This window comes from Lysinibacillus canaveralius (assembly GCF_047301505.1).
In the GTDB taxonomy this organism is placed as follows: domain Bacteria; phylum Bacillota; class Bacilli; order Bacillales_A; family Planococcaceae; genus Lysinibacillus_B.
This window is the reverse complement of sequence record NZ_CP154840.1, coordinates 1,868,128-1,887,338: the sequence shown is the minus strand read 5'-3', so window position 1 is coordinate 1,887,338 and position 19,211 is coordinate 1,868,128. Positions and strand designations below refer to the sequence as shown.

The 19,211-nt window shown below is 39.8% G+C and carries 21 protein-coding genes and 1 pseudogene; 11 read left to right on the top strand and 11 right to left on the bottom strand.

All coding sequences use genetic code 11. The annotated features are described in order from the left end of the window. The first annotated feature begins 151 nt into the window (after positions 1 to 151). Complete coding sequence (locus tag AA0Y26_RS09495) at positions 152 to 325, top strand: hypothetical protein (RefSeq protein ID WP_413367281.1); 174 nt, start codon at positions 152 to 154, stop codon at positions 323 to 325. 518 nt (positions 326 to 843) lie between these two features. Here AA0Y26_RS09495 and AA0Y26_RS09490 read toward each other — a convergent pair. The 5 genes from AA0Y26_RS09490 to AA0Y26_RS09470 form a co-directional block, all read right to left on the bottom strand. Continuing rightward, entirely contained in the window at positions 844 to 2,307 is a 1,464-nt protein-coding gene (locus tag AA0Y26_RS09490; RefSeq protein WP_413367279.1) for a phospholipase D family protein, read from the bottom strand. A 506-nt stretch (positions 2,308 to 2,813) separates the two neighbouring features. Next, complete coding sequence (locus AA0Y26_RS09485; RefSeq protein WP_413367277.1) at positions 2,814 to 3,275, bottom strand: hypothetical protein; 462 nt, start codon at positions 3,273 to 3,275, stop codon at positions 2,814 to 2,816. Next, on the bottom strand, positions 3,238 to 4,470 hold the full coding sequence (locus AA0Y26_RS09480) for a replicative DNA helicase (protein ID WP_413368131.1): 1,233 nt from the start codon (positions 4,468 to 4,470) through the stop codon (positions 3,238 to 3,240). The genes AA0Y26_RS09485 and AA0Y26_RS09480 overlap by 38 nt, the downstream gene beginning before the upstream one ends. 1 nt (position 4,471) lies before the next feature. Further along, entirely contained in the window at positions 4,472 to 5,173 is a 702-nt protein-coding gene (locus AA0Y26_RS09475; protein WP_413367275.1) for a hypothetical protein, read from the bottom strand. Next, complete coding sequence (locus AA0Y26_RS09470) at positions 5,170 to 5,481, bottom strand: ORF6N domain-containing protein (RefSeq protein WP_413367273.1); 312 nt, start codon at positions 5,479 to 5,481, stop codon at positions 5,170 to 5,172. The genes AA0Y26_RS09475 and AA0Y26_RS09470 overlap by 4 nt, the downstream gene beginning before the upstream one ends. A 410-nt stretch (positions 5,482 to 5,891) precedes the next feature. Between AA0Y26_RS09470 and AA0Y26_RS09465 the strand changes: the two genes are divergently transcribed. Next, a complete protein-coding gene (locus tag AA0Y26_RS09465; protein WP_413367271.1) occupies positions 5,892 to 6,176 on the top strand; it encodes a hypothetical protein in 285 nt (94 codons plus the stop codon). Between the two features lie 250 nt (positions 6,177 to 6,426). On the opposite strand, the gene AA0Y26_RS09460 is transcribed toward AA0Y26_RS09465, so the two are convergent. Continuing rightward, positions 6,427 to 8,079 carry a methyl-accepting chemotaxis protein gene (locus AA0Y26_RS09460; protein WP_413367269.1) on the bottom strand — a complete coding sequence of 551 codons (1,653 nt, stop codon included), beginning with the start codon at positions 8,077 to 8,079 and terminating at the stop codon, positions 6,427 to 6,429. A gap of 17 nt (positions 8,080 to 8,096) precedes the next feature. Then, the gene (locus tag AA0Y26_RS09455; protein WP_413367267.1) at positions 8,097 to 9,077 is read right to left on the bottom strand and encodes a BMP family lipoprotein; all 981 of its coding nucleotides are present in this window, start codon (positions 9,075 to 9,077) and stop codon (positions 8,097 to 8,099) included. A gap of 333 nt (positions 9,078 to 9,410) precedes the next feature. Here AA0Y26_RS09455 and AA0Y26_RS09450 point away from each other — a divergent pair, with 333 nt between their 5' ends. Together AA0Y26_RS09450 and AA0Y26_RS09445 are read left to right on the top strand one after the other, a co-directional pair. Continuing rightward, positions 9,411 to 10,040, top strand: a complete 630-nt coding sequence (locus AA0Y26_RS09450) for an alpha/beta fold hydrolase (protein ID WP_413367265.1) — start codon at positions 9,411 to 9,413, stop codon at positions 10,038 to 10,040. Positions 10,041 to 10,105: 65 nt separating this feature from the next. Continuing rightward, entirely contained in the window at positions 10,106 to 10,471 is a 366-nt protein-coding gene (locus AA0Y26_RS09445; RefSeq protein WP_413367263.1) for a hypothetical protein, read from the top strand. A 236-nt stretch (positions 10,472 to 10,707) separates the two neighbouring features. On the opposite strand, the gene AA0Y26_RS09440 is transcribed toward AA0Y26_RS09445, so the two are convergent. The 3 genes from AA0Y26_RS09440 to thrC form a co-directional block, all read right to left on the bottom strand. Continuing rightward, on the bottom strand, positions 10,708 to 11,439 hold the full coding sequence (locus AA0Y26_RS09440) for an alpha/beta fold hydrolase (protein WP_413367261.1): 732 nt from the start codon (positions 11,437 to 11,439) through the stop codon (positions 10,708 to 10,710). Positions 11,440 to 11,983: 544 nt separating this feature from the next. After that, positions 11,984 to 12,382, bottom strand: coding sequence for a GyrI-like domain-containing protein (locus AA0Y26_RS09435; RefSeq protein WP_413367259.1), 399 nt, complete (start codon positions 12,380 to 12,382; stop codon positions 11,984 to 11,986). Between the two features lie 293 nt (positions 12,383 to 12,675). Continuing rightward, entirely contained in the window at positions 12,676 to 13,950 is a 1,275-nt protein-coding gene (gene thrC, locus AA0Y26_RS09430; RefSeq protein WP_413368129.1) for a threonine synthase, read from the bottom strand. A gap of 159 nt (positions 13,951 to 14,109) precedes the next feature. Between thrC and AA0Y26_RS09425 the strand changes: the two genes are divergently transcribed. The 3 genes and pseudogenes from AA0Y26_RS09425 to AA0Y26_RS09415 all read left to right on the top strand — a co-directional run. Beyond that, positions 14,110 to 15,000: a LysR family transcriptional regulator gene (locus AA0Y26_RS09425; protein ID WP_413367257.1), complete on the top strand. Its 891-nt coding sequence runs from the start codon at positions 14,110 to 14,112 to the stop codon at positions 14,998 to 15,000. Positions 15,001 to 15,315: 315 nt separating this feature from the next. Then, on the top strand, positions 15,316 to 15,480 hold the full coding sequence (locus AA0Y26_RS09420; RefSeq protein ID WP_413367255.1) for a hypothetical protein: 165 nt from the start codon (positions 15,316 to 15,318) through the stop codon (positions 15,478 to 15,480). Between the two features lie 72 nt (positions 15,481 to 15,552). Next, a pseudogene (locus tag AA0Y26_RS09415) lies at positions 15,553 to 15,630 on the top strand (IS3 family transposase); the annotation flags it as partial. A 262-nt stretch (positions 15,631 to 15,892) separates the two neighbouring features. Here the strand turns inward: AA0Y26_RS09415 and AA0Y26_RS09410 are convergent. Beyond that, positions 15,893 to 16,456: a DUF5412 family protein gene (locus AA0Y26_RS09410; RefSeq protein WP_413367253.1), complete on the bottom strand. Its 564-nt coding sequence runs from the start codon at positions 16,454 to 16,456 to the stop codon at positions 15,893 to 15,895. Positions 16,457 to 16,721: 265 nt separating this feature from the next. On the opposite strand from AA0Y26_RS09410, the gene AA0Y26_RS09405 reads away from it, so the two are divergent. The 4 genes from AA0Y26_RS09405 to AA0Y26_RS09390 all read left to right on the top strand — a co-directional run bounded on the left by AA0Y26_RS09405 (position 16,722) and on the right by AA0Y26_RS09390 (position 18,995). Further along, entirely contained in the window at positions 16,722 to 17,570 is an 849-nt protein-coding gene (locus tag AA0Y26_RS09405) for an MBL fold metallo-hydrolase (RefSeq protein ID WP_413367251.1), read from the top strand. 237 nt (positions 17,571 to 17,807) lie between these two features. Continuing rightward, positions 17,808 to 17,996, top strand: coding sequence for a hypothetical protein (locus AA0Y26_RS09400; RefSeq protein WP_413367249.1), 189 nt, complete (start codon positions 17,808 to 17,810; stop codon positions 17,994 to 17,996). Positions 17,997 to 18,182: 186 nt separating this feature from the next. Further along, positions 18,183 to 18,521: a phosphoglycolate phosphatase gene (locus tag AA0Y26_RS09395; RefSeq protein WP_413367247.1), complete on the top strand. Its 339-nt coding sequence runs from the start codon at positions 18,183 to 18,185 to the stop codon at positions 18,519 to 18,521. Between the two features lie 144 nt (positions 18,522 to 18,665). Next, a complete protein-coding gene (locus tag AA0Y26_RS09390) occupies positions 18,666 to 18,995 on the top strand; it encodes an antibiotic biosynthesis monooxygenase family protein (protein WP_413367245.1) in 330 nt (109 codons plus the stop codon). Positions 18,996 to 19,211: the final 216 nt, after the last annotated feature.

Here is a 19,211-nt window from a genome sequence, read left to right as displayed (position 1 = left end):
GAATATGGAAGTCTGTCGCTTATGTTATTTTCACAATTTTTATCCTATTATTGTTATATTTGTTTATTATGGTTATTTTAATAGCAAGTCTAATATAATGGGTAGAGTGTATTGGATAAAACAAATTTATCTTTAGGGAGATGACTACTTTATGAAAAAGAGAATTTCTATAGGATTAACAACGATAGCTATCATTACTTTTGGTGTTTTTATTTATTATGGATCTTTGACCGAGGCTAATAAGGAAACCGACAGTATTGTAACAGATAAAGATGGAGAAGTAGTAGAACCACTTAGTGGTAACAACGACAATCTAGGTCATTAATACACATTAATATCGGTAGACATTTTTCTTGACGTTCTATTTGTACCAATACTCACTTAAGCAACCGGGCGCTTAAGTGCAACAAGGACTTATAAGTTTTACAAAGCAATCATAATAAACGTTCCCAAACGCAAGTTCGGAAACACCCCAAAAAACTGCGAATGTTGTAATATCAATGTTCGTGGTCTTTTCTATATACATTATTTATACATTTCTTAAAATTCAGGTGCAGCAACGGTTTGAACGAATTTGGCACAATGCTATATCATCAGTGTTACTGAATAAAATGATGCATATTCTTATCGCTGTAAATTTGCTTTTTTAAAGGAATCTCAGTTGGTTCAAAATATGAAATAAAAACCACTCAGAAATAATCTGAGCGGTTCTATTCGCCATTTATATAGAGAGTTTAATGGCTAGATAAAATGCTAATGGAATGTCATTTAGATTGTTTTTAACATGTTTCTCCCCATCAACCGAACCCGTTACATTCAATTAGGAGAATCTTCTTTATTCCGTTAATAAGTGGTTACCTTGGCTGCTCTTTGAACCGTGTAAATCCAGCGCTGCCACCAGGAGAAGTTATCCTGATATTCTTCCGCATCAAGAGTGTAGAGGGCATCTTCATTCTTCCAAAGCCGTTCAAAATATCGTTCCATCTCCAAGGCGAGCGCGCTATCATTTGGAGCGAGGATGCGTACGTTATTTTCCAGGTTGTAATTCTCCAATGTTCGTTCCGTATAGTTGGCAGAACCGCTTGAAATGATTGTTTGTTCCGCTGTTTGAATCCAGATGGCTTTTGTATGGTATTGGCCGACAACGGTGTTGTACCAGCGAATGTTGATTTGTTCATTTGTATCCTCAAGCAGCTCGTTCACAACCGGTCGATTCGGCAGGCCGGACTTTTCCTGACCGAATGAGTTTTCATTTGGATCTAGAATCATATTCACCTGCACGCCCCGGTTTGCTGCATCTGTTAAGGTGTTGACAATGTCGCGCTGGGCAATAAAGAACATGCCAATCCAAATTTTATCCCCTGCTTTTGTCGCCGCTAGATCCTCAAGCAAGGCATCCAAAATTTTCTTCTCGGTCAAATATTGTACAGCATATTGGCCATCACCTTGCTGCGGCATATCAGCCCTCGGCAATTTCGGACCATCCGACATGAGTGACACCGCTTCTTCTGCCTCCAGAATATCGTTTATGACGGGCCCCGTTACTTTCAAACCAAGATTTCCGTGGAAGCCACTTGCATCATGCGGGTTTGATGATGTGATAATCGCTTCCTTTTCCGAAACGGCCGCTTTGCGGTGGTTGGCTTTCACATTGAGCAGTTCCAAATAGGAGGATACGGTCATTTTTGGCGCTTTGCTTGACATGGCATTGTCAATCCATCCCTTGTCGTCGTGGTCGAACCATTGAAAAATTAATCTGTATAAGCCTGAATAAACCGGCGTGGAATCCCGCAGCTGCTTTAAATCCGTGTAAACAATTTCTACCCCGGCTTCACGCATCTTCTTGAACCATGGGGTTTCATAGGAGCCATAGCCCTTATTGAGCGGATCGGTGATGAAAACAACCGGCATATCGGGATTGTTTTTCTTTTTCTCGGCAAGCTTGTCAGAGAGGATATTCGCGATTGGCGGGAAATCTTCTTTTTCATCGAAATACCCATCCATCAAAAAGAAATCCACCACCACAAACTGTTCGGCTTCATCAATCAACGTATAAACTTCATCAAATATATGATTCTCATGTTTCCGATTGGTCCCTTCCTGGTCTTGCGCATAAGTTAAATCCGTTAGCATTTCAATATTGTCTGTTCTATGCAGGTCTCCTTCATAGGAAATATCTTCCGGCAACGGTTTATATGTATGCCATAACATTTCTCCTATATATAGCAAAATCAAAAGAAGAATAAGAGCGCTTATAACTTTTTTTCTGTGACTCCAGCTGTTCCATCTCTTCTCAACTTTTTTCATTGAAATTCCCCCAATATCTTGTACTTTTAGTTCCCGTGAACAAGCAAAGTTAAACAGCGGCAGCTTGCTTGGCAGATAGAAAATTGTATGCAGATCCCATTATTTCTCGAAGCAAGTACCAGGGAGGAAACTAAAAAAACCATACATCACTTTACAAATATTACTAATAGTTATGATATAGGTGTTTCTGTATCAAAAGTAAAAGAGTACTGGAAGATTAAGAATATATAGGGTATTGATTTAATTGATTAACTAAATCGAAGTTGAAAATGATGCCGAGTAGTATTGCAAATAAATAGAATAAACTTCCTGATGAATAGTCAGCTTCCAAAACAATGGGTGATTGGGAAATTTATATTCCAAATCTATATATGATAATCGTTTATTTAGCTGATTAGTTAGTATACACGTCATTATTCAACAATCTGACGCGATTGTGGAAGCTCAACAGTAGGAAATGATCAAACTTTATTCTAAAGCTACAGCTGATTCAAAAGCCGCCCCATTCACCCCTCAACCTCCCCAAAATAATACGGCAGCGCCGGGAGTGCATATTTCAGCTCCTGAATCGTCTGCACCTGCCCGTTCACCACATACATCCGGCTTTTCAGCCGGTTATACACACTAAAGGCACGCTCCGGACGAAATTGGTAGATTCCTTCAAACAGCTGCGCACCCTGCTCTACATGCTCGGCGAAAACGAGTGCGTACGTCCCCTCCCTGCACGGAAACGCATAGAGCTTTATCTTTTTCAGCCCGAGTACATCACGTTTGATCCATTGGCGGATTGTTTTTTGCTCGTTTTCCGTGAGCACAACTGCATCCAGACGATCGCTTGCATCTGTCAGCTGCAGGCGGCCTTCCTGTATGCACCAGTAGATGACTGTTGCTAAAAATGCATCCTCGCAGCTAAGGGCAGCCGCGAAGATTTCATGCACGGTCTTGAATGCGCCCGGTTGTTTTGTCATAGAACACCTGCACCTTCCCGGTCGACCCGTTACGATGCTTCGCTACGATGATTTCAAGGGGGTCAAACTTGTTTGTTTTTTCTTTGTTGTAGTAGCTGTCGCGGTACAGCAGCAGCACCACATCCGCATCCTGCTCGATATTACCCGAATCACGGATATCGCTGAGCATCGGCCTTTTCTCCAGCCGGCTCTCACTGTTACGGTTCAGCTGGGAAAGGCAGATGACTGGACATTGAAAGTCCTTTGCCAGTGCCTTCAACCCGCGGCTGATTTGACCGATTGCCTGAACGTGCGGCAGGCTTTCATCCGTCTGCATGATTTGCAGGTAGTCGATGAAGACGATGAGCGGTTTATCTGGATGGCTTTTCTTCGTCCGCCTTACTTGCACCCGCATTTTTTCTACGGACAAAACAGAGCGCTCGTCAATTTCGATACTTCTCGTATAAAGGCTGTTTAATACCTTGCTCCAGCGCAGTTTGTCCTCTTCCGTCATGCGCCCGTATGGATCGTGCAGATGATGGCGGTTAAAATCGCCGATCTGTGCAACCATGCGCTTCAGCAGTGCATCACGGCTCATCTCAAGAGAAAAAATCAAAGCGGTATGTTCCAATCCGGCGGCTAATGCAAAGCAGGTCATCACATCCGTCTTCCCCATCGACGGCCTTGCCGCTAAAATGGTCAGCTCCCCGGGCTTGAAACCTTCCAAAAGCCGGTTGAGCGGCGTAATGCCGGTCGTGATGGAAGGTTCGATAACAGTATGCAAGAACGGCCAGTCGTGCATCGACATAAGAGCCGGCTTAATGCTTGTATCCACAGGCATGACCGTATCCTGAATTCGATCGAGGTGCTCCTGAATCGCTTCGACCTTCCAGTTTTCCTGCTGGGCCTGGAGCAGCAGCTGCAGTTTCCGCCGCTCTTTATACTGCTCCAGCAGCACCTCGCAGTATGCTTCGAACTTCTCCTCGTTTGCATATTGCTGCAGGCTTTGTAAATAGCCGGCACCCCCGAAATGCTCTGCACCAAAGCGTGCAATCAGCGTGACGATATCGATCATCGCATTTTCACTTTTCAGCTGCTGCATGCATTGCAGTAAATTCCGGTGATGTACGGCCGTAAACATGGCTGGGTGCAATACCGTATCATCCAAAAAATGTGCATCCTGAAGAACTACGGCCAATATGCTTTGCTCGAGCATGTCATGCATAGCCATCACCAAAAAGTTCGTGCGGGTACAGTGTGAGCTGCTGCTGGGAAGCCTTGCGGACCTGCATAAGCATTTTTATGACATCTGCCCCGTTTTCCAGTGCTTCATACACGTCAAGGAACACCTGCCCCTCATCCACTCCCCATTGCGCGCCAACCGCTTTTGCATACAACAGTACATCGCTGCTTTCTTTAATTATTTTTTCTTTATTTCTTTCTTTACTTCTTAGGGCGCCGCCGGCCGTTGATATATCAGCGTTTCCGGCCATTTCCCTCCTTCTGCCTGAGGTACTTTCTCCCTCTGCCTGATGCGTAATCGTACCCCAATTAGAAGCATCATCGCCATCAGTTGGAAGCGTGCTTCTATTAGATTCACTGTCTACAACCAACATTTCCTGCAGCACTTCATAACGGATGCGGTAATATGTACCTTTGCCATCAAACGTCCTTCTCTCAGCCAACTGCATGGTACATACGGATTTGATTGTACGCTCTATTGTACTTTTCGATAAAAATGGCAGCTGCTTCAGCCAATTGTCCATTTTGCATTGATACCATTTATAGCGCTCCACTACCTTTCTTGAAAACTGAAGGTTGTAATGGAGCTGCTGCAGAAAGATTGCTTCATGCAGACCGACCTTCACAGCCAGTTGCTTATAAACGGGCACGGAGTCACAGTTCGCAAGCTTTCTCATTTGCTCCCCTCCCAAAAGTACGGAAATACCCGCTCTATATAATTTCTCCTTACATACGGCGCACGGAATGTCTGCATCAAGTAATAGGCACCGCTTTCCGTCCAAACGAAACAAACAGGCGGATACTGCTGTCCCCCATACATTCCCTTCCACTCATTCAGCGCCATGCCGGACAGCACAAAGTAATGCACCCCTTCTGTCAGCATATGGCGATGCCTTGCGAAATTGCGCAGCAGATGCTGCCTGCTCACCCCCAGCCTATCTGCCAAATCGAATGTCAGCAGTACCTGTAGTCCTTGCCAATTCATTGTTCATTCCCCCTTTATACATATGAATCGCAGGGACTCATCAAAAAAGGGACATTTCTTCAAAATTTTTTACAAACTTTTTTGACACAAATTCTGTGTTAAAGGTTATTGTTCCTATTCGAAGTTTGCGAACATTCATTGTGAAATAGAAATATCAACTCATGGCTGGTGATGATCGTAATTGATGAAACTTACAGTAAACCAATATCGTCTAATTTTTCTATAAAAAGGTTGCTTATTTATTCATCCAACAGGACAGGTTTGTTCAATAAGTGATCACAAAAAGAAGAGCATTTACACCAAAACAAGATGAGACTTATGAATGTCTGATAATAAAGAAGGCAAAAAATGGAGAAGAAGCACATTCGTATCATGACACGGCATAAATAAAAATAGATGGGGGTATAGTGATGTGGATATTATTTGGGGTGATTGCACTAGCAGCAACTCTTATAAACCTTTATGTGTATGCAGCAGGAAAGGATTATAAGCTTGCTATGGCGTTGGGGTTATCATTTACAGCATTAACACTTTGCGCTGAATACAGTCTTGTATCGGAGTGGGTAAAAAAAGAAGATTGGTCACTTTTAGGGGAAGTACCTAATTACGGAAGGGCACTATGGTTTTTCACATTTGTCTCTATCTTACTAAATATCGCACCTCTATTTCTAGAACGAAAAGGTAAGAAACAATGACTTATTGTCACATCAATTATTGTGTAAGTCTTTCTATATCACTACCGGGGACGTTAGGTAAATAAGGCAATAAATTAAACAGAACTACCAACTTTATGGAAGTCTTTTTTTCTATAAATATCAATAGTGAACATTCACATAGCCAACACAAAAAAACGCCGAAAACACTGTATGTACAGCGCTTTACGGCGTTTCGTTTCCCTTGATATATTGATCTTAAACAGTGCTGCATAAGCCGCAGCCCTTTTCTTTAAGAAGCATTAAACTTGGATACAACACTTTGTAAATCTTCGGCTAAATGTGCTAAAGACACAGCTGCTGCATTTACTTCTTCCATAGAAGCAAGCTGCTCTTCGGATGCGGAAGCAACCGAAACAGCATTTCCAGCAGTTACTTGTGACATGTCGGCCATTTGCAGTGACTGTGCCGACACAGCTTCCATTTTCGAGTGGATGCCGCCGGAGACAGCCGTAATCTGTTTCACTTGTCCCTGAACCTGCCCGATGATCGTCAATATTTCATCAAACGTAGCTTTTGTATTATGGGAAATCGTGATTCCTGTATTCACCCGTTCCTTCACGTCATGAATGGATGTCACCGTATTGACGGTATCCTTTTCAATCTCCGCTGCTATACGTGAAATGTCTGATACAGAATGCTTTGTCTGCTCGGAAAGCTTTTTCACCTCGTCCGCTACGACAGCAAATCCTTTACCTGCTTCCCCTGCCCGCGCAGCCTCAATAGCCGCATTTAAGGCTAATAAGTTTGTCTGTTCCGAAATGTCCTGCACAAGTTTCAGGATATTTACGATTTCCTTCGTGCGGCCGGTAAGCATTGTCAAAGAATGGTCTGTCTGTTCAACTGTTGTCTGAATTAAATTCATCTGTGAAACAGTATCTTCAACAAAAACAGATCCTTTTTGAACTTTGTCATTCGTCGATACAGACAGCTCCATGGCATGATCAGCCTGTTTTGCGATCTCTTTTGCATCGTGCAGTACTTCCTGCGCGAAAGTTGAAGATTCCTCAGACATCTCTGTTTGCTGTGTAGCAGCATCTGAGACATCCTGAATCGAGATGGAGATGAGCTCTGTTCCCTTCATCGTTTCATCCGCACTGGCCATCAGCTCCTCGGCGGAGGCAGCAACCTGGTTGGCACTATTGGATACATGTGAAATAATATCCTTCAAATTGCCGGCCATCTGTTTGAAGGACTGCTGTAAATCCGCCACTTCATCACGCGTATGGATTTCCTCAAACTGCACACCTAAATTGCCATCTGCAATTTGCTTTGCATTTTCGGTCATATTGCGAATCGGCGCAACAATCCGATTCGTGAAGTAAAGTGCTGCCCCGATACTTACTACTAAAATGATCGTTGCCAGTATAATAGACATCCAGACAATCTTTGTAATTTTACTTTGCAGCTCTGCCTGCATGGAAGCATACCCTGCACTTACGTCTCTTTTTAACTCAATCACATCATTGACAATCCCTTTTGTCCGCAGAGACTGCCGTTTGATTTCCGTTACATTGGCCGTTTGCAGGGATTCTGCTGTCACGGCTGCAACGTCGGCAAATTTCATTTCAAACCGTTTGCCGAGTTCGTGCTGCCGTTCGGTTGTATAAGCGGCTTGCAGCTGTTGATAGATTTCCTCTGTCCCGGCCATATCATTCTCAATGTCCTGCTTATTGCTCTCCGAAACATTTAAGGAGTACACGCTAAGCGATTTTTGCAGGCTTTGCACAGAGCTGTTTAACTCTTCCACTGTAACGAGAGACGCCACTACCTCCTCAGTCGATGAATTCAAGCTTGTCAATTGAACGATATTATAGCCAATCACGCCAACCGCAAGCAGTAAAGGGATAATGGAAAGCATCAGTATTTTGGGTTTCAGTTTCATTTTTTTCACCTTACTTCCTATTCAGTAATCGTCAAACTTCCATCCGAAAGCTTTTCCTGCAGTGCATCAAGTTGTTTTTGCTCTTCTGCCGTGAGCGATAATACGCGGATAGGTGCAAGACTTACACCATTTTCCTTAATGCCTAGTACTTTATGTTTCTCAGACAACTTTCCTGACTTCACTATTTCCTCAATCGATTGATAAACAGCCGTATCCACACGCTTTAACAAGGAAGATACAATCGTTTTCTCAGCTAGGAAAAACTGGTCAATGTCTACACCAAATGCATAAACCCCTGCCTCCTGCGCTGCTAAAATCGACCCGACGCCAGTAAAGCCGGCAGCAGGGTATAAAAAGTCTGCCCCCTCTGCAATCATGTCTTTTGCGATAGTGGCACCTAAATGATCATCCCCGAAAGTGCCTGCATATTCGGACAATATTTTGGCATCCGGATTCACCTGCTTAACGCCTGCGGCAAAGCCTTGCTCGAATCGGTGAATTACCGGATTATCGACACCGCCTATAAAGCCGACTGTTCCAGTTTTCGATTTCATGGCGGCAAGAGCACCTAATAAGTAGGAGCCTTCATCCTCCTTAAACAGCACCGTGTTAATATTCGGTGCATCCGACATGGCATCAATTAATAAAAACTGCTGGTCCGGGTATTTTGCAGCGGCCTTCTCCATCGCCTCCTGTACGGAAAAGCCCAGCCCAATCACAAGATCCTGACCCCCTTCCACAAGCTCCTCAATGCCCTGCTCATATGTATCGGTTTCCGAAAGTTCACGGTAGTCAAAAGTAATATCCAGCTCATCCCGCGCTTTCTCCAGTCCTTCAAAGGCAATATCTGAAAAAGACTGGTCGCCGAGCCCTGCATCCGACAGCATGACCCCAACCTTCATACGTTCTTTCCCAGATACTTCTTCATTGCTGCTGGAGCACGCAGAAAGAAATAATAGTACAAAAAGACTTAACGATAAAATCCAAACTTTTTTCATATAATCAGTCCTTATCTTTTAATACATTAGACATCCGACAAATTCATCTGCCCAAAAACTTATAGTATAATGGTCCACAATATAACAAAAGATACAATATACCTATTTCACTTACTAATATTGCATAAATCGATTATTATAAGTTTATATAACTTGAAAAACAATCCTTGTTTAGTAGATTTTTTCCCGCAGGATTTTGCTATACTGAATTAAACCAATACGTTAGGGCAGCTGGATTACCTTGAGTGTATCATCGGAAGGCCATTATGGCGTCTAGACTGTACGCCTTGTCACAGGCAATATTGAGAAAAATAAAATAAGGAGGTGGCATCGTTGGCGCATGTTTTCATCCATGGACTTGGGCAGAATTCATCGAGCTGGGAGAGAACGGTTTCTTTGTTGCCGGAACATCGCCATGTAGATTGCCCGGATTTACCTGGAATGCTTGACCAAAAAGAGGTTACGTACAACAGCCTGTATACTCGTTTTGTAGAATACTGCGGAGGTATAGACGAGCCGCTGCATCTTTGCGGCCTGTCTTTGGGCGGGATTTTAGCACTGCATTATGCGATAGATCATCCAGAAAAAGCAGCGTCTATCGCTTTGATCAATACACAGTATCAAATGCCGAAGTACTTGCTGGCATTTCAAAATGTGATTTTCCGCTTTGTACCAAAGGCTGCTTTTCAGGAAATGGGATTTACGAAGAAGGACTTTATCCAGCTGACCAATTCAATGATGGATTTGAATTTCAGTAAACAATTACACACGATTTCTTGTCCCAGCCTGATTGTCTCTGGACGGAAGGATTATGCAAACAGAAATGCTGCTAAAGGGTTAGCGGAGCGAATTCCAGATGCAGAACTTCAGGTTATTTCAGATGCAGGGCATGAAGTAAACACGCAAGCACCGCATAGGCTGGCAGAGGTACTCGAAGTTTTTTATGAAAAACATCATTTATAAAAGCTGCTGATACATTCACACAGCAGAAACTTTACTAACACAATAGCCATTACAAGGAGAGCAAGATGAAGAAAACACTGAACAAACTATTTTTATCCCTTACGATTTTATCTTTCATTTTCATGGCGGTGCTGGATTTCTTCCCGTCCATTGGAATCAGCCCGAAAGCCGCTGTCATCGGTGTCGTCGTATTTGTGATCTTGACTGCGGTTACAGAATACAGGCCGTACACGACCGCTACACCAAAGAAGCGCTTCCGCCAATCCCTGATCATTACACACGCCATTTTAGCCGTACTCATACTGTTGACATTGGCTGGCGGACAATCCCAAAGCGGTATCAGCCTTTCAAATCCGCTTCTTTGGGTCCTTTATTTCTTTTCTGTTTTCGCATCATACATACGGTATAAAAAGCAGCCGACTGAGGCGTGAGCCTTTCGTTACAAAGATTGGGACTGCCCGGTATGTTTTATTAAAAGTGAAGAAAATAATTACAGAACCTGATAACTAACTATCCAATTATAATGTCACACATTATATAAGGTATTAAGAAAAGGATAGATGAACAGGCATTACACCTGCTTGTATCTATCCTTTTTGTACAGCATATGAACACATTTACTACTACAACCTTTATTCATTTATTAATAGAAATAATGCATAATCCTTCACTCACTCATCTTGTCAATCAGCTTTTTTATCGCACTTACTACCTCTTCAGATTCGACATTTTGAATATAATGAGTACTGTTTTTAGCTATTACCAATTCGCCATCAGCAGATATTTCAAGAATTTCTTCCTGCATTTTATTCCATAGCTCTTGTGATTCGTTTGAGTAATGATCTTTTTTACCAGCTGAAAGAACAATTACTGGGACAGTTAATTTTATTTTAGTATCTTTTAACTGTTCTAGACTTTCCATAAATTCATCATAGTTGCCTTCATAAATGAATTGCTTGTTGTATGCTCTTTGAAACTCTTTGGACATCGTTGGGAGGAATCTTTCTCTATAGTCTTCAGGTGTAGAGTCAACCAGGACAAGCCCGCAAACATCATTTTGATATTCAGTTGCAAATATTCGCATATTGACTCCACCGAACGAATGACCTACTAAAAGGTATGGTGGTCCTATATTAGCTTTAACAAGAAGCTCTTTCAATTCTTTTACCATCTCACGGCTGGTTCTTGGGTTCGAACTTCTTTCGCTTTTCCCAAGTCCAGCTCTATCATAAATTAAAACACTACCAAGTTTTGAAATATCCTCAATTACTGAATCCCAAGCCTTTGAGTAATCTCCATATCCTGCGTCCATAATGATAGTTGGTTTTCCCGTAGTTTCACTCAATAATTTAGCATATAGCTTATAATCACTTACTTGCACAAACATCTCTTTACTCATTTATTCGGTTCCTCTCATTTTACTAACTAATTACTATTTTATAGCCAAATAGAATGGATTGTTTATTTAGCGAGTAATCAATCACATACTCATTTACACTATATATATTTTTTACTTTCCTCGCGAACATGGGCTCCCAAGAAAACAGACGCATTTCTTATTAAAGAAGGTACTGCACCCGATTGTGGAATAACTTTATCTACTATATGAAATCCAAATTCTATATACTTCTTTACTATCGTCTACCTCGATCTTATCTCTATGCATGGTAACATGTACATTGGTGTATTCCGCCCATTGTGGTAGTAGTTCCGTTAAACAATCAATTACCTTTACATCAGGAGTTGCATAATCGATAGTTTCTTTTCTCCATGTTGACTTGGAATAAAGTTTGAGTAAAAATGCTCTTCAATCCTTATTTAACAACAAATGCAAAAACGCCATTTTGAAAAAAGATTGATCAAAATGGCATTTTTCGTTTTAGCTAAGTATGAGAACTTTATAAAAAAGTTTGATTATTTCCTCATAGTGTTGCTACATTTTTTTATTTTAAAGCAATATAAATTTCAATATCCCCTGTCGGTGTATATTTTTCAAAATCTACTGTATAAGCACGCTGCAATTCTCCGGTTTCTTCAAGCCCCCATATTGTTTGCCACATTTTATACACACCTTGCTCAATTTCTTTGTCTACAGAGAATACACGATATTGCTGTTCATCCTTTATTCTAATCGTTTCGCCACTGTTAGAAGATTCTACCGCAACTGACAATCGATAATCACCCTTATAGTTGGACATATATTTATCATACACACCATATACCGTACCTTCATAGCCCTGTAAACTTGCTCCTGCACGTTGCCAAAGCTCTCCTATAACTGTCGCCATATTAGGGTCTTCGAAATTATTTGTCTTAATGCTATCTACTACATTCAACTCCACAACTACCGCCTCCTTATAACTATAATACAAACATTCGTTCCCTTTGTAAAACTTAATATATAAGTTAATAAAATCCAAATCGGTAAACGTAAGCTAAACTATTTACGGCCAATATAATTTTATTTAAAGCCGTACGACTTTATTTCAAAGCTATAAGTAAAATGATGTCTAAACTTACTGTTTTGGAGAGATTGTTTTTAAAGACCGAAAAAGAAGAATGAAAGATTGTTGAGGCTTAAACCGTTAGTTGGTTTTATTAATTCAAAGGATTGTCTATCATCCGTAAATTTCTTTTATTTTTTCTCTATCATGTTTTCTCTAATACTGTCTAGTGTTAAATTGGAATGTTGTATTGTATTTTTAAATGTTGCACAGGTATGTTCTCCAAGATGATAATACTTTAAAATATCCGTATCCTTCAGAATATTTCCTGTCAAGATACATAATACAGATTCTTCTTTATCGATTACCTGCTTAGAAACTAAATTACGTAGTCCAGCAATTGTTGCTGCTGAGGCAGGTTCACAACCAATACCACTTCTATCAATGATAGCCTTTGCGTCAAGAATTTCCTCATCCGTTACTGAAATTGTAATTCCTCGTGTTTTGATTAGAGTATGTAGCGCTTTTTTCCAGCTTGGTGGATTGCCAATATTCAACGCAGAAGCTCGAGTGTATGGAAAAGGCTCAGGGGTAAGTTCTCTTTTTTCTTGAGATACCATTTTATGAAATGGGCTGGCCCCCTCTGCTTGAACGATTGCCACTCTTGGCATCTTATTTATTAATCCCAGTGTAAATAAATCATGTAATCCTTTACCTAATGCTGTTGCATTACTTAAAGCTCCACCAGGAACGATTATCCATTCAGGTAATTCCCAGTTCAAATACTGTGCGATTTCATAAATGATACTTTTTTGCCCTTCAATTCTAAATGGATTGATTGAATTACATACATATAATTCAAGATCACTGCTATATTTCTCTAAAAATTGTATGCCATCGTCATAAGTCCCCGCAAAACTAAATACTTTTGCACCATAAGACAATGTCTGCAGAACTTTATTTAAAGATATATCTTTATCTGGAACGAAGACATAAGAATCTGCATTAGCAATTGAAGCATACATCGCTAAAGAAGAGGAGGTATTTCCAGTTGAAGTGCAAGTAAATTTTTTATAACCTAAGAATTTACCATGAGAAACAGCAACAGTCATACCGTTATCCTTAAATGAACCACTAGGGTTCTCACTTTGTGCCTTTACAAAAACTTGTTTAAGTCCGGTATAGTTCTGTAGTAATTCTGAAGTATATAACCCTGTGTTCCCTTCATATTTTGTGACAATACAGTTGTCGGGCAACTCAGGAAATATCAACTCTTTGTACCTCCATACCCCACTCGCATAGGGGGTCATACGTTCAGAAAGTCGTTCTTTAAATAAATGTTTCAATAAGTCAGCATCGTATCGGTGGAAATCATGCACTATATCAAGCAGCCCGCCACATACACAATGAAATTCAAACTCGCTCGTAGGCGATTCCTTACCGCAGTCAATACATACAAATTTCATCATCACAAGGGTACCAATTTAGACCCCTTTCACCTCTCAAAAAGAATATTTTATTGCGAATCGATTTTCCTAATCTTAGAATAAAAGAGATCCATCAATAAATCTAATATATAATTATTTCGTATTAATAATTTTTATTTATGAATATAGAGGTGTAAAATGAATCTTCATGCATTGAGGCTATTTCACATAGTAGCTGAAAAAGGAAATGTTACTCGAGCTGCTGAGGAGCTTAATATAAGTCAGCCTGCTGTAACAGCACAAATAAAAAAATTAGAACAAGATATCGGTCTGATTTTATTAGCCCCTAAGGGCAGAGGAATTTTATTAACTGAAGCAGGGATTCAACTTGCTAAGCACACTAAAAGATTGTTTTCGCTTGAAGCAGAAATCGAAACCTATATTGAACAATATAAAAATGGATCTATTGGAAAACTACGTATTGCTGCAACATATCTTCCCGCAAATTTTCTACTGCCAAAATGGCTAGCGAGTTACAAACAAAGATACCCCGATGTTGAAGTAGAATTAACCACTACAAATTCGCTTAAAGCGATTGATCAATTAATTAATTATCAAGCAGAAATAGCTTTCATTGGTGGAAGGAGAGAGTTGCACCCTTTAATAAATAGGAGGGAATTATTTGAAGATGAAATGTGGTTTGTAGTGCATAAAAACCATAAGTTTGCTTCAAAAAAAGTTACTTTAGCACAAATTGTACAAGAGCCATTTGTGTTTCGAGAAGAGGGCAGTTCTGTACGTGAAAAGTTAGTTTCACTCTGTAAAATAAACAACGTAAATCAACCGACTGTTGGATTACAAATTAATGGATTAAATGAAACGATTAGGGCTGTTATGGAAGGTTATGGAGTTACTTTTGCTTCATCTCTAGAGGTTAAAGAATATATTGCTCGTGGCGACGTTGGGAAAGTTAATGTAGATGGGATTGAGTTAAAAAACCCTATTTCAATTTGCACGAGAATAGAAGATGGACTTTCAATACCTGCAAATCATTTAATACAAATGGTTATTAATGAGGTTAATAATTAACACATATTTTAATTTTATTAACCGCAGCGATTGTAAAAGGGAACAATAAAAAAGGGTCCTCGAAGAGAGACTCCTTTAACAAAACGGAACAAATGATGGATACCTTACCATAAGGAAAATTGGATAGGCTACACTAAGTTGGACAGATAAAATATGGGCTTGTAATCTTAGACTATCAATTAAAGGGAGCGTGCTATGATGACACGCGGGCGCCCGAACCTTTACATCCGAATTTAAACTGCAATTAGTGAAGCTTTATGGAAATGTTAGTCACGTGCTGATATTGCTCGAAAATAGGATATGACGACTTCTGCGTTGGATCGATGGATTAAAAATCAGCAGGAAGCAGAATCATTCGCAGCGAAAGATAATCGAACGGAAGAAGAAAACGAAATCGCTCGATTACGCAAAGAAAATCTACGTTTGCTAATGTTGAACGACATTTTAAAGCAAGCAGCCCAGGCCTCGGGACGAAAATAAATGTGATTCGTAATAACGCTCACAAGTATTCGGTATCAGCAGATGTTTTATGGGTGAAATGATTATGTTCATCGGTTCAACAACACCCGCATTCACGGAACACTAGGCTATTTAACGCCTTTGGAGTTCAAACAACAGCCCCTTAAATAAAAAATGTTAAGTAAGAACAGATATTCCGTTTCATTATATACAAAATGTTGTTGTAATAATAATTACTAAATGTTTTAGAAAATGACGTCATATAAGAGGCCTACTAAATAAAAAAGTACATCACGAATATATAAGTGATGTACTACTTCTCATATAATGGGTAACATTAAAGATAACTTACTGTTTTTAAAATAAAAACATACATTCACTTATCCTTAATCTTATAAGGTGGACAGTCCCCTTTCCTTTTGTTTGAAAGACATTAATTTTGATAGCATGTTTCATAGTCATTTTTCATCAGCACGCTTTTACAAGCCAACCCATTTTCGTGATAGATCTCTTTTTCAACAGTTAACGCTATACTTCTATCTGTATCCGGTTTTTCATCCTTATTCACAATAGATAGCGTATCCTCGTCAAGCCAATCCATGAAAAATTGATTTTTTGCATCCGCATAATAGACAGTCTTCGTTATCTTATCCTCATTGTTTGTTATTTCTACCCATACATGAACGCCTCCACTCGGCCCGGCACCCCCGTACGGTTCGTAATACGCATTGGCCGTATATTTCCCTGTTGGCGATAGTACAAGTTGAGGCCCTTCTTGCATATACTCTTTATTTATAACGTCAAACGTAAAGAAATATTGAATATAAACAAATATCCCTAAAAATGCAGCAGTAGCTATTATGGTGACTGTTAGCGTTTTTCTCGGGAAGTCTCTCTTTTTAAAAAAGAAAATGAGTAAGTTCACAATAAAAAGTAAGAGACATATTAATGTGAACACAAATAGAAAGAAGCCTGTTATATTAAGTAATACATTCATATTATTACCACCTTACTATAAAGAACGTATTAACAGCTAATATAGTTACAACAATTACGTTTAAACAAAGCTATATAATGCAATGAAGATACTATTTTTACCAAAAGAGCCCTGTACAAGCTATTATATGGTATAATTTTACTTGGTAATAAAAGGAGGCACAAGTCCAATGGTAAAAAACTAAAATGAGAAGATTTTCTATTGTTACTACACATGTAGATCTTCTCTTTCATAGAATCACGATTTTAACTAGAGGAGAAATGACATGTTAAATAAATTAAGTGATACGATTTATTATTTATCAAACGAAGATGAGAAAGAAAGACCAACATTAGGATTGGTATGTGGTGACCGATATAGTTTAGTAATAGATGCCGGCAATTCCACTCAGCATGCGAAAGATTTTTCACTAGAAATCGAGAAGCTCAATGTACCGCCAGTTAAATATCTCGTTATTACCCACGCGCATTGGGATCATTTCCTAGGAATGAATGAATTTGATGCAACGGTAATCGTGAATCGTCAAACAAAAGAACTGTTAAACGAATGGCAAAGTTATACGTTCGATGATCGTTCCCTGCAAAAATATGTGGATATGAACCAGATGAGCGCTAAGTGTATGGAGATTATCCAGGCTGACATGCCAAACAGGGATAGTTTTCAGCTGCATCCCCCTGCTATCATCTTTGAGAATACGTTAACAATCGATTTAGGCAATAAAATCTGTATACTCGACAGGATCCACAGTACGCATACAGACGACTCTACCGTCATTTACATTCCTGATGAAAAGGTTTTGTTTTTAGGTGATGCGGCATATGGGACAACAACAAATTCCCTGTTTCATATCAAGCAATCATTGCTGAAACCTATGATGGACGACATTCAAAGATATGATGCTGAATGGTTCCTGCTTGGTCATGAATCCATATGTGATGTGAAGGAAATGACTATTTATTGGGAAGAGCTAACAACAGCGAGTCTAGCTGTTACATCCGCCTCATTAAATGATGCAATAGAGTGCTTCACGGCAGAAATGAAAAGAGATCCGAATGAAAATGAGCTATTTTTCATCAAAGCTTTTATAAATGACCGAATCATTCAATCTCAATAATTGCATATAAGGTTTCCTTCAACGATAATCAGCAGCCGCTTCATTTTCAATTGTATGGGGCGGCTGTCATTATGCGCCACGTATACAGCACGGGCTTGCCCTGCCATAACCGCAAGTCTCAGGTAACTACTCCCTCTCTTTTTTGATTTTCTTCAAGGAAATTTTTCCAAAAATAGGTTAACCAACACTTCCCTTTATGTTAACATATTGTTAATCCCATTATTTGGAGGTGGTTGTTTGACTGACAAGAACAGTACATTAATAAGCTCCGTTAGTGGTTTGGCGTTATTTACTGTAGGAGCTTATAGAATCTTCACAAACAATCTGGAAGCCATGTCACTGCTAGTCGCCTATATTTTCTTGATTGGCGGATTGATAGGTTTTGTCTTTAGTGTTGCAAGGCTGTCTAAAATGAATCGAACTTAGCGTTGCTTTGGCAGCGCTATTTTTAATGCCACCGCACAAATCGTTTCTGTTATTCAATTGTTCCATTACCTAAACCTTACAAAACTATAATCATATTGTTAGTTAATCAAATAGTATAAATTTCACGTATATCCTACAATCAAAATGTACATACGAAAAAATGAAAAGAGATGGAGTTGTTTAATCATGCAATTAAAACTAGTAAGAAATTTATCCATTATGGGGGGTATTGTATTACTGGCCGTTGGAGCTTGGATCGTTGCCATCATGGATAACGGTACACCAGACGAATTCAGCCAAAAAGCTTGGCCGAACACAAAAGAGCTGGCTGAACAGGCTGCCATCAATCACTTTAAAAACGAAAGTAACGCAGATATTGTTATTAAAAGTGTAAGTCACTCAGGTGAATATGCAACATCTGAAATTTATATTTACGGGTATGTATCAAATGATCAAAACCAAAAATTTTCTGCTACTGTTAATTCCTCCAAGAACTATAAAATCACAAATCTAACACTGCATTAAAGCAGCCCCCCGGTTTCATACCGGGGTTTTTCCTTATGCACTTGTGCCTGCTGCGCATTGTATGGCAGCCGCTTATTATTCTCGAGATGCAAAATAAGAAATATGGTATTATTTTCAATATCATTTGTATTGGAGGCAATCAATATGTTATTTGCAAATACGCCCGCTCCTCCTTATTATGCGGTTATTTTTACCTCACAAAGAAACGAAAACGACCCTGACGGCTACCATACGATGGCTGATTTAATGGCAGAACTTGCTTCAAAGCAGCCAGGGTTTTTAGGCGTTGAAAGTGCTAGAGAAGAAAACGGACTAGGCATTACCGTCTCCTACTGGGATTCATTAGAGGCGATTCAGCAATGGAAGGAAAACCGTTCCCATATGAAAGCACAGAAAAAGGGAAAGAACGACTGGTATTCTTCTTATAAAACGCGCATATGCAAAGTTGAAAGAGATTACACAAACAGTATCTAATTTATGGAGCTTCACGACTTTTTAGTGAAGCTCTTTCTTACTATGTTTTTTGAAACCACTAACGGCATGGGGACGATTGCAGGTTCAGCAAAAATAGAGTTGTCAGCCCTATGTTTTTCGAGGGTTGTAGTTAACATGTTCAATGTATAGTTTCAATCGTGAAAAAGATAGTGCACCTCCTGCTTTTGCTTTTGCAGAAGAAGTTTAAGCAGTAAT

What these genes read in the sequence shown, in the direction of transcription:
- AA0Y26_RS09495 (WP_413367281.1), top strand. Translation starts at nt 152, where the DNA reads ATGAAAAAGAGAATTTCTATAGGATTAACAACGATAGCTATCATTACT.
- AA0Y26_RS09490 (WP_413367279.1), bottom strand. Translation starts at nt 2,307, where the DNA reads ATGAAAAAAGTTGAGAAGAGATGGAACAGCTGGAGTCACAGAAAAAAA.
- AA0Y26_RS09485 (WP_413367277.1), bottom strand. Translation starts at nt 3,275, where the DNA reads ATGACAAAACAACCGGGCGCATTCAAGACCGTGCATGAAATCTTCGCG.
- AA0Y26_RS09480 (WP_413368131.1), bottom strand. Translation starts at nt 4,470, where the DNA reads ATGCTCGAGCAAAGCATATTGGCCGTAGTTCTTCAGGATGCACATTTT.
- AA0Y26_RS09475 (WP_413367275.1), bottom strand. Translation starts at nt 5,173, where the DNA reads ATGAGAAAGCTTGCGAACTGTGACTCCGTGCCCGTTTATAAGCAACTG.
- AA0Y26_RS09470 (WP_413367273.1), bottom strand. Translation starts at nt 5,481, where the DNA reads ATGAATTGGCAAGGACTACAGGTACTGCTGACATTCGATTTGGCAGAT.
- AA0Y26_RS09465 (WP_413367271.1), top strand. Translation starts at nt 5,892, where the DNA reads ATGTGGATATTATTTGGGGTGATTGCACTAGCAGCAACTCTTATAAAC.
- AA0Y26_RS09460 (WP_413367269.1), bottom strand. Translation starts at nt 8,079, where the DNA reads ATGAAACTGAAACCCAAAATACTGATGCTTTCCATTATCCCTTTACTG.
- AA0Y26_RS09455 (WP_413367267.1), bottom strand. Translation starts at nt 9,077, where the DNA reads ATGAAAAAAGTTTGGATTTTATCGTTAAGTCTTTTTGTACTATTATTT.
- AA0Y26_RS09445 (WP_413367263.1), top strand. Translation starts at nt 10,106, where the DNA reads ATGAAGAAAACACTGAACAAACTATTTTTATCCCTTACGATTTTATCT.
- AA0Y26_RS09440 (WP_413367261.1), bottom strand. Translation starts at nt 11,439, where the DNA reads ATGAGTAAAGAGATGTTTGTGCAAGTAAGTGATTATAAGCTATATGCT.
- thrC (WP_413368129.1), bottom strand. Translation starts at nt 13,950, where the DNA reads ATGAAATTTGTATGTATTGACTGCGGTAAGGAATCGCCTACGAGCGAG.
- AA0Y26_RS09425 (WP_413367257.1), top strand. Translation starts at nt 14,110, where the DNA reads ATGAATCTTCATGCATTGAGGCTATTTCACATAGTAGCTGAAAAAGGA.
- AA0Y26_RS09410 (WP_413367253.1), bottom strand. Translation starts at nt 16,456, where the DNA reads ATGAATGTATTACTTAATATAACAGGCTTCTTTCTATTTGTGTTCACA.
- AA0Y26_RS09405 (WP_413367251.1), top strand. Translation starts at nt 16,722, where the DNA reads ATGTTAAATAAATTAAGTGATACGATTTATTATTTATCAAACGAAGAT.
- AA0Y26_RS09395 (WP_413367247.1), top strand. Translation starts at nt 18,183, where the DNA reads ATGCAATTAAAACTAGTAAGAAATTTATCCATTATGGGGGGTATTGTA.
- AA0Y26_RS09390 (WP_413367245.1), top strand. Translation starts at nt 18,666, where the DNA reads ATGTTATTTGCAAATACGCCCGCTCCTCCTTATTATGCGGTTATTTTT.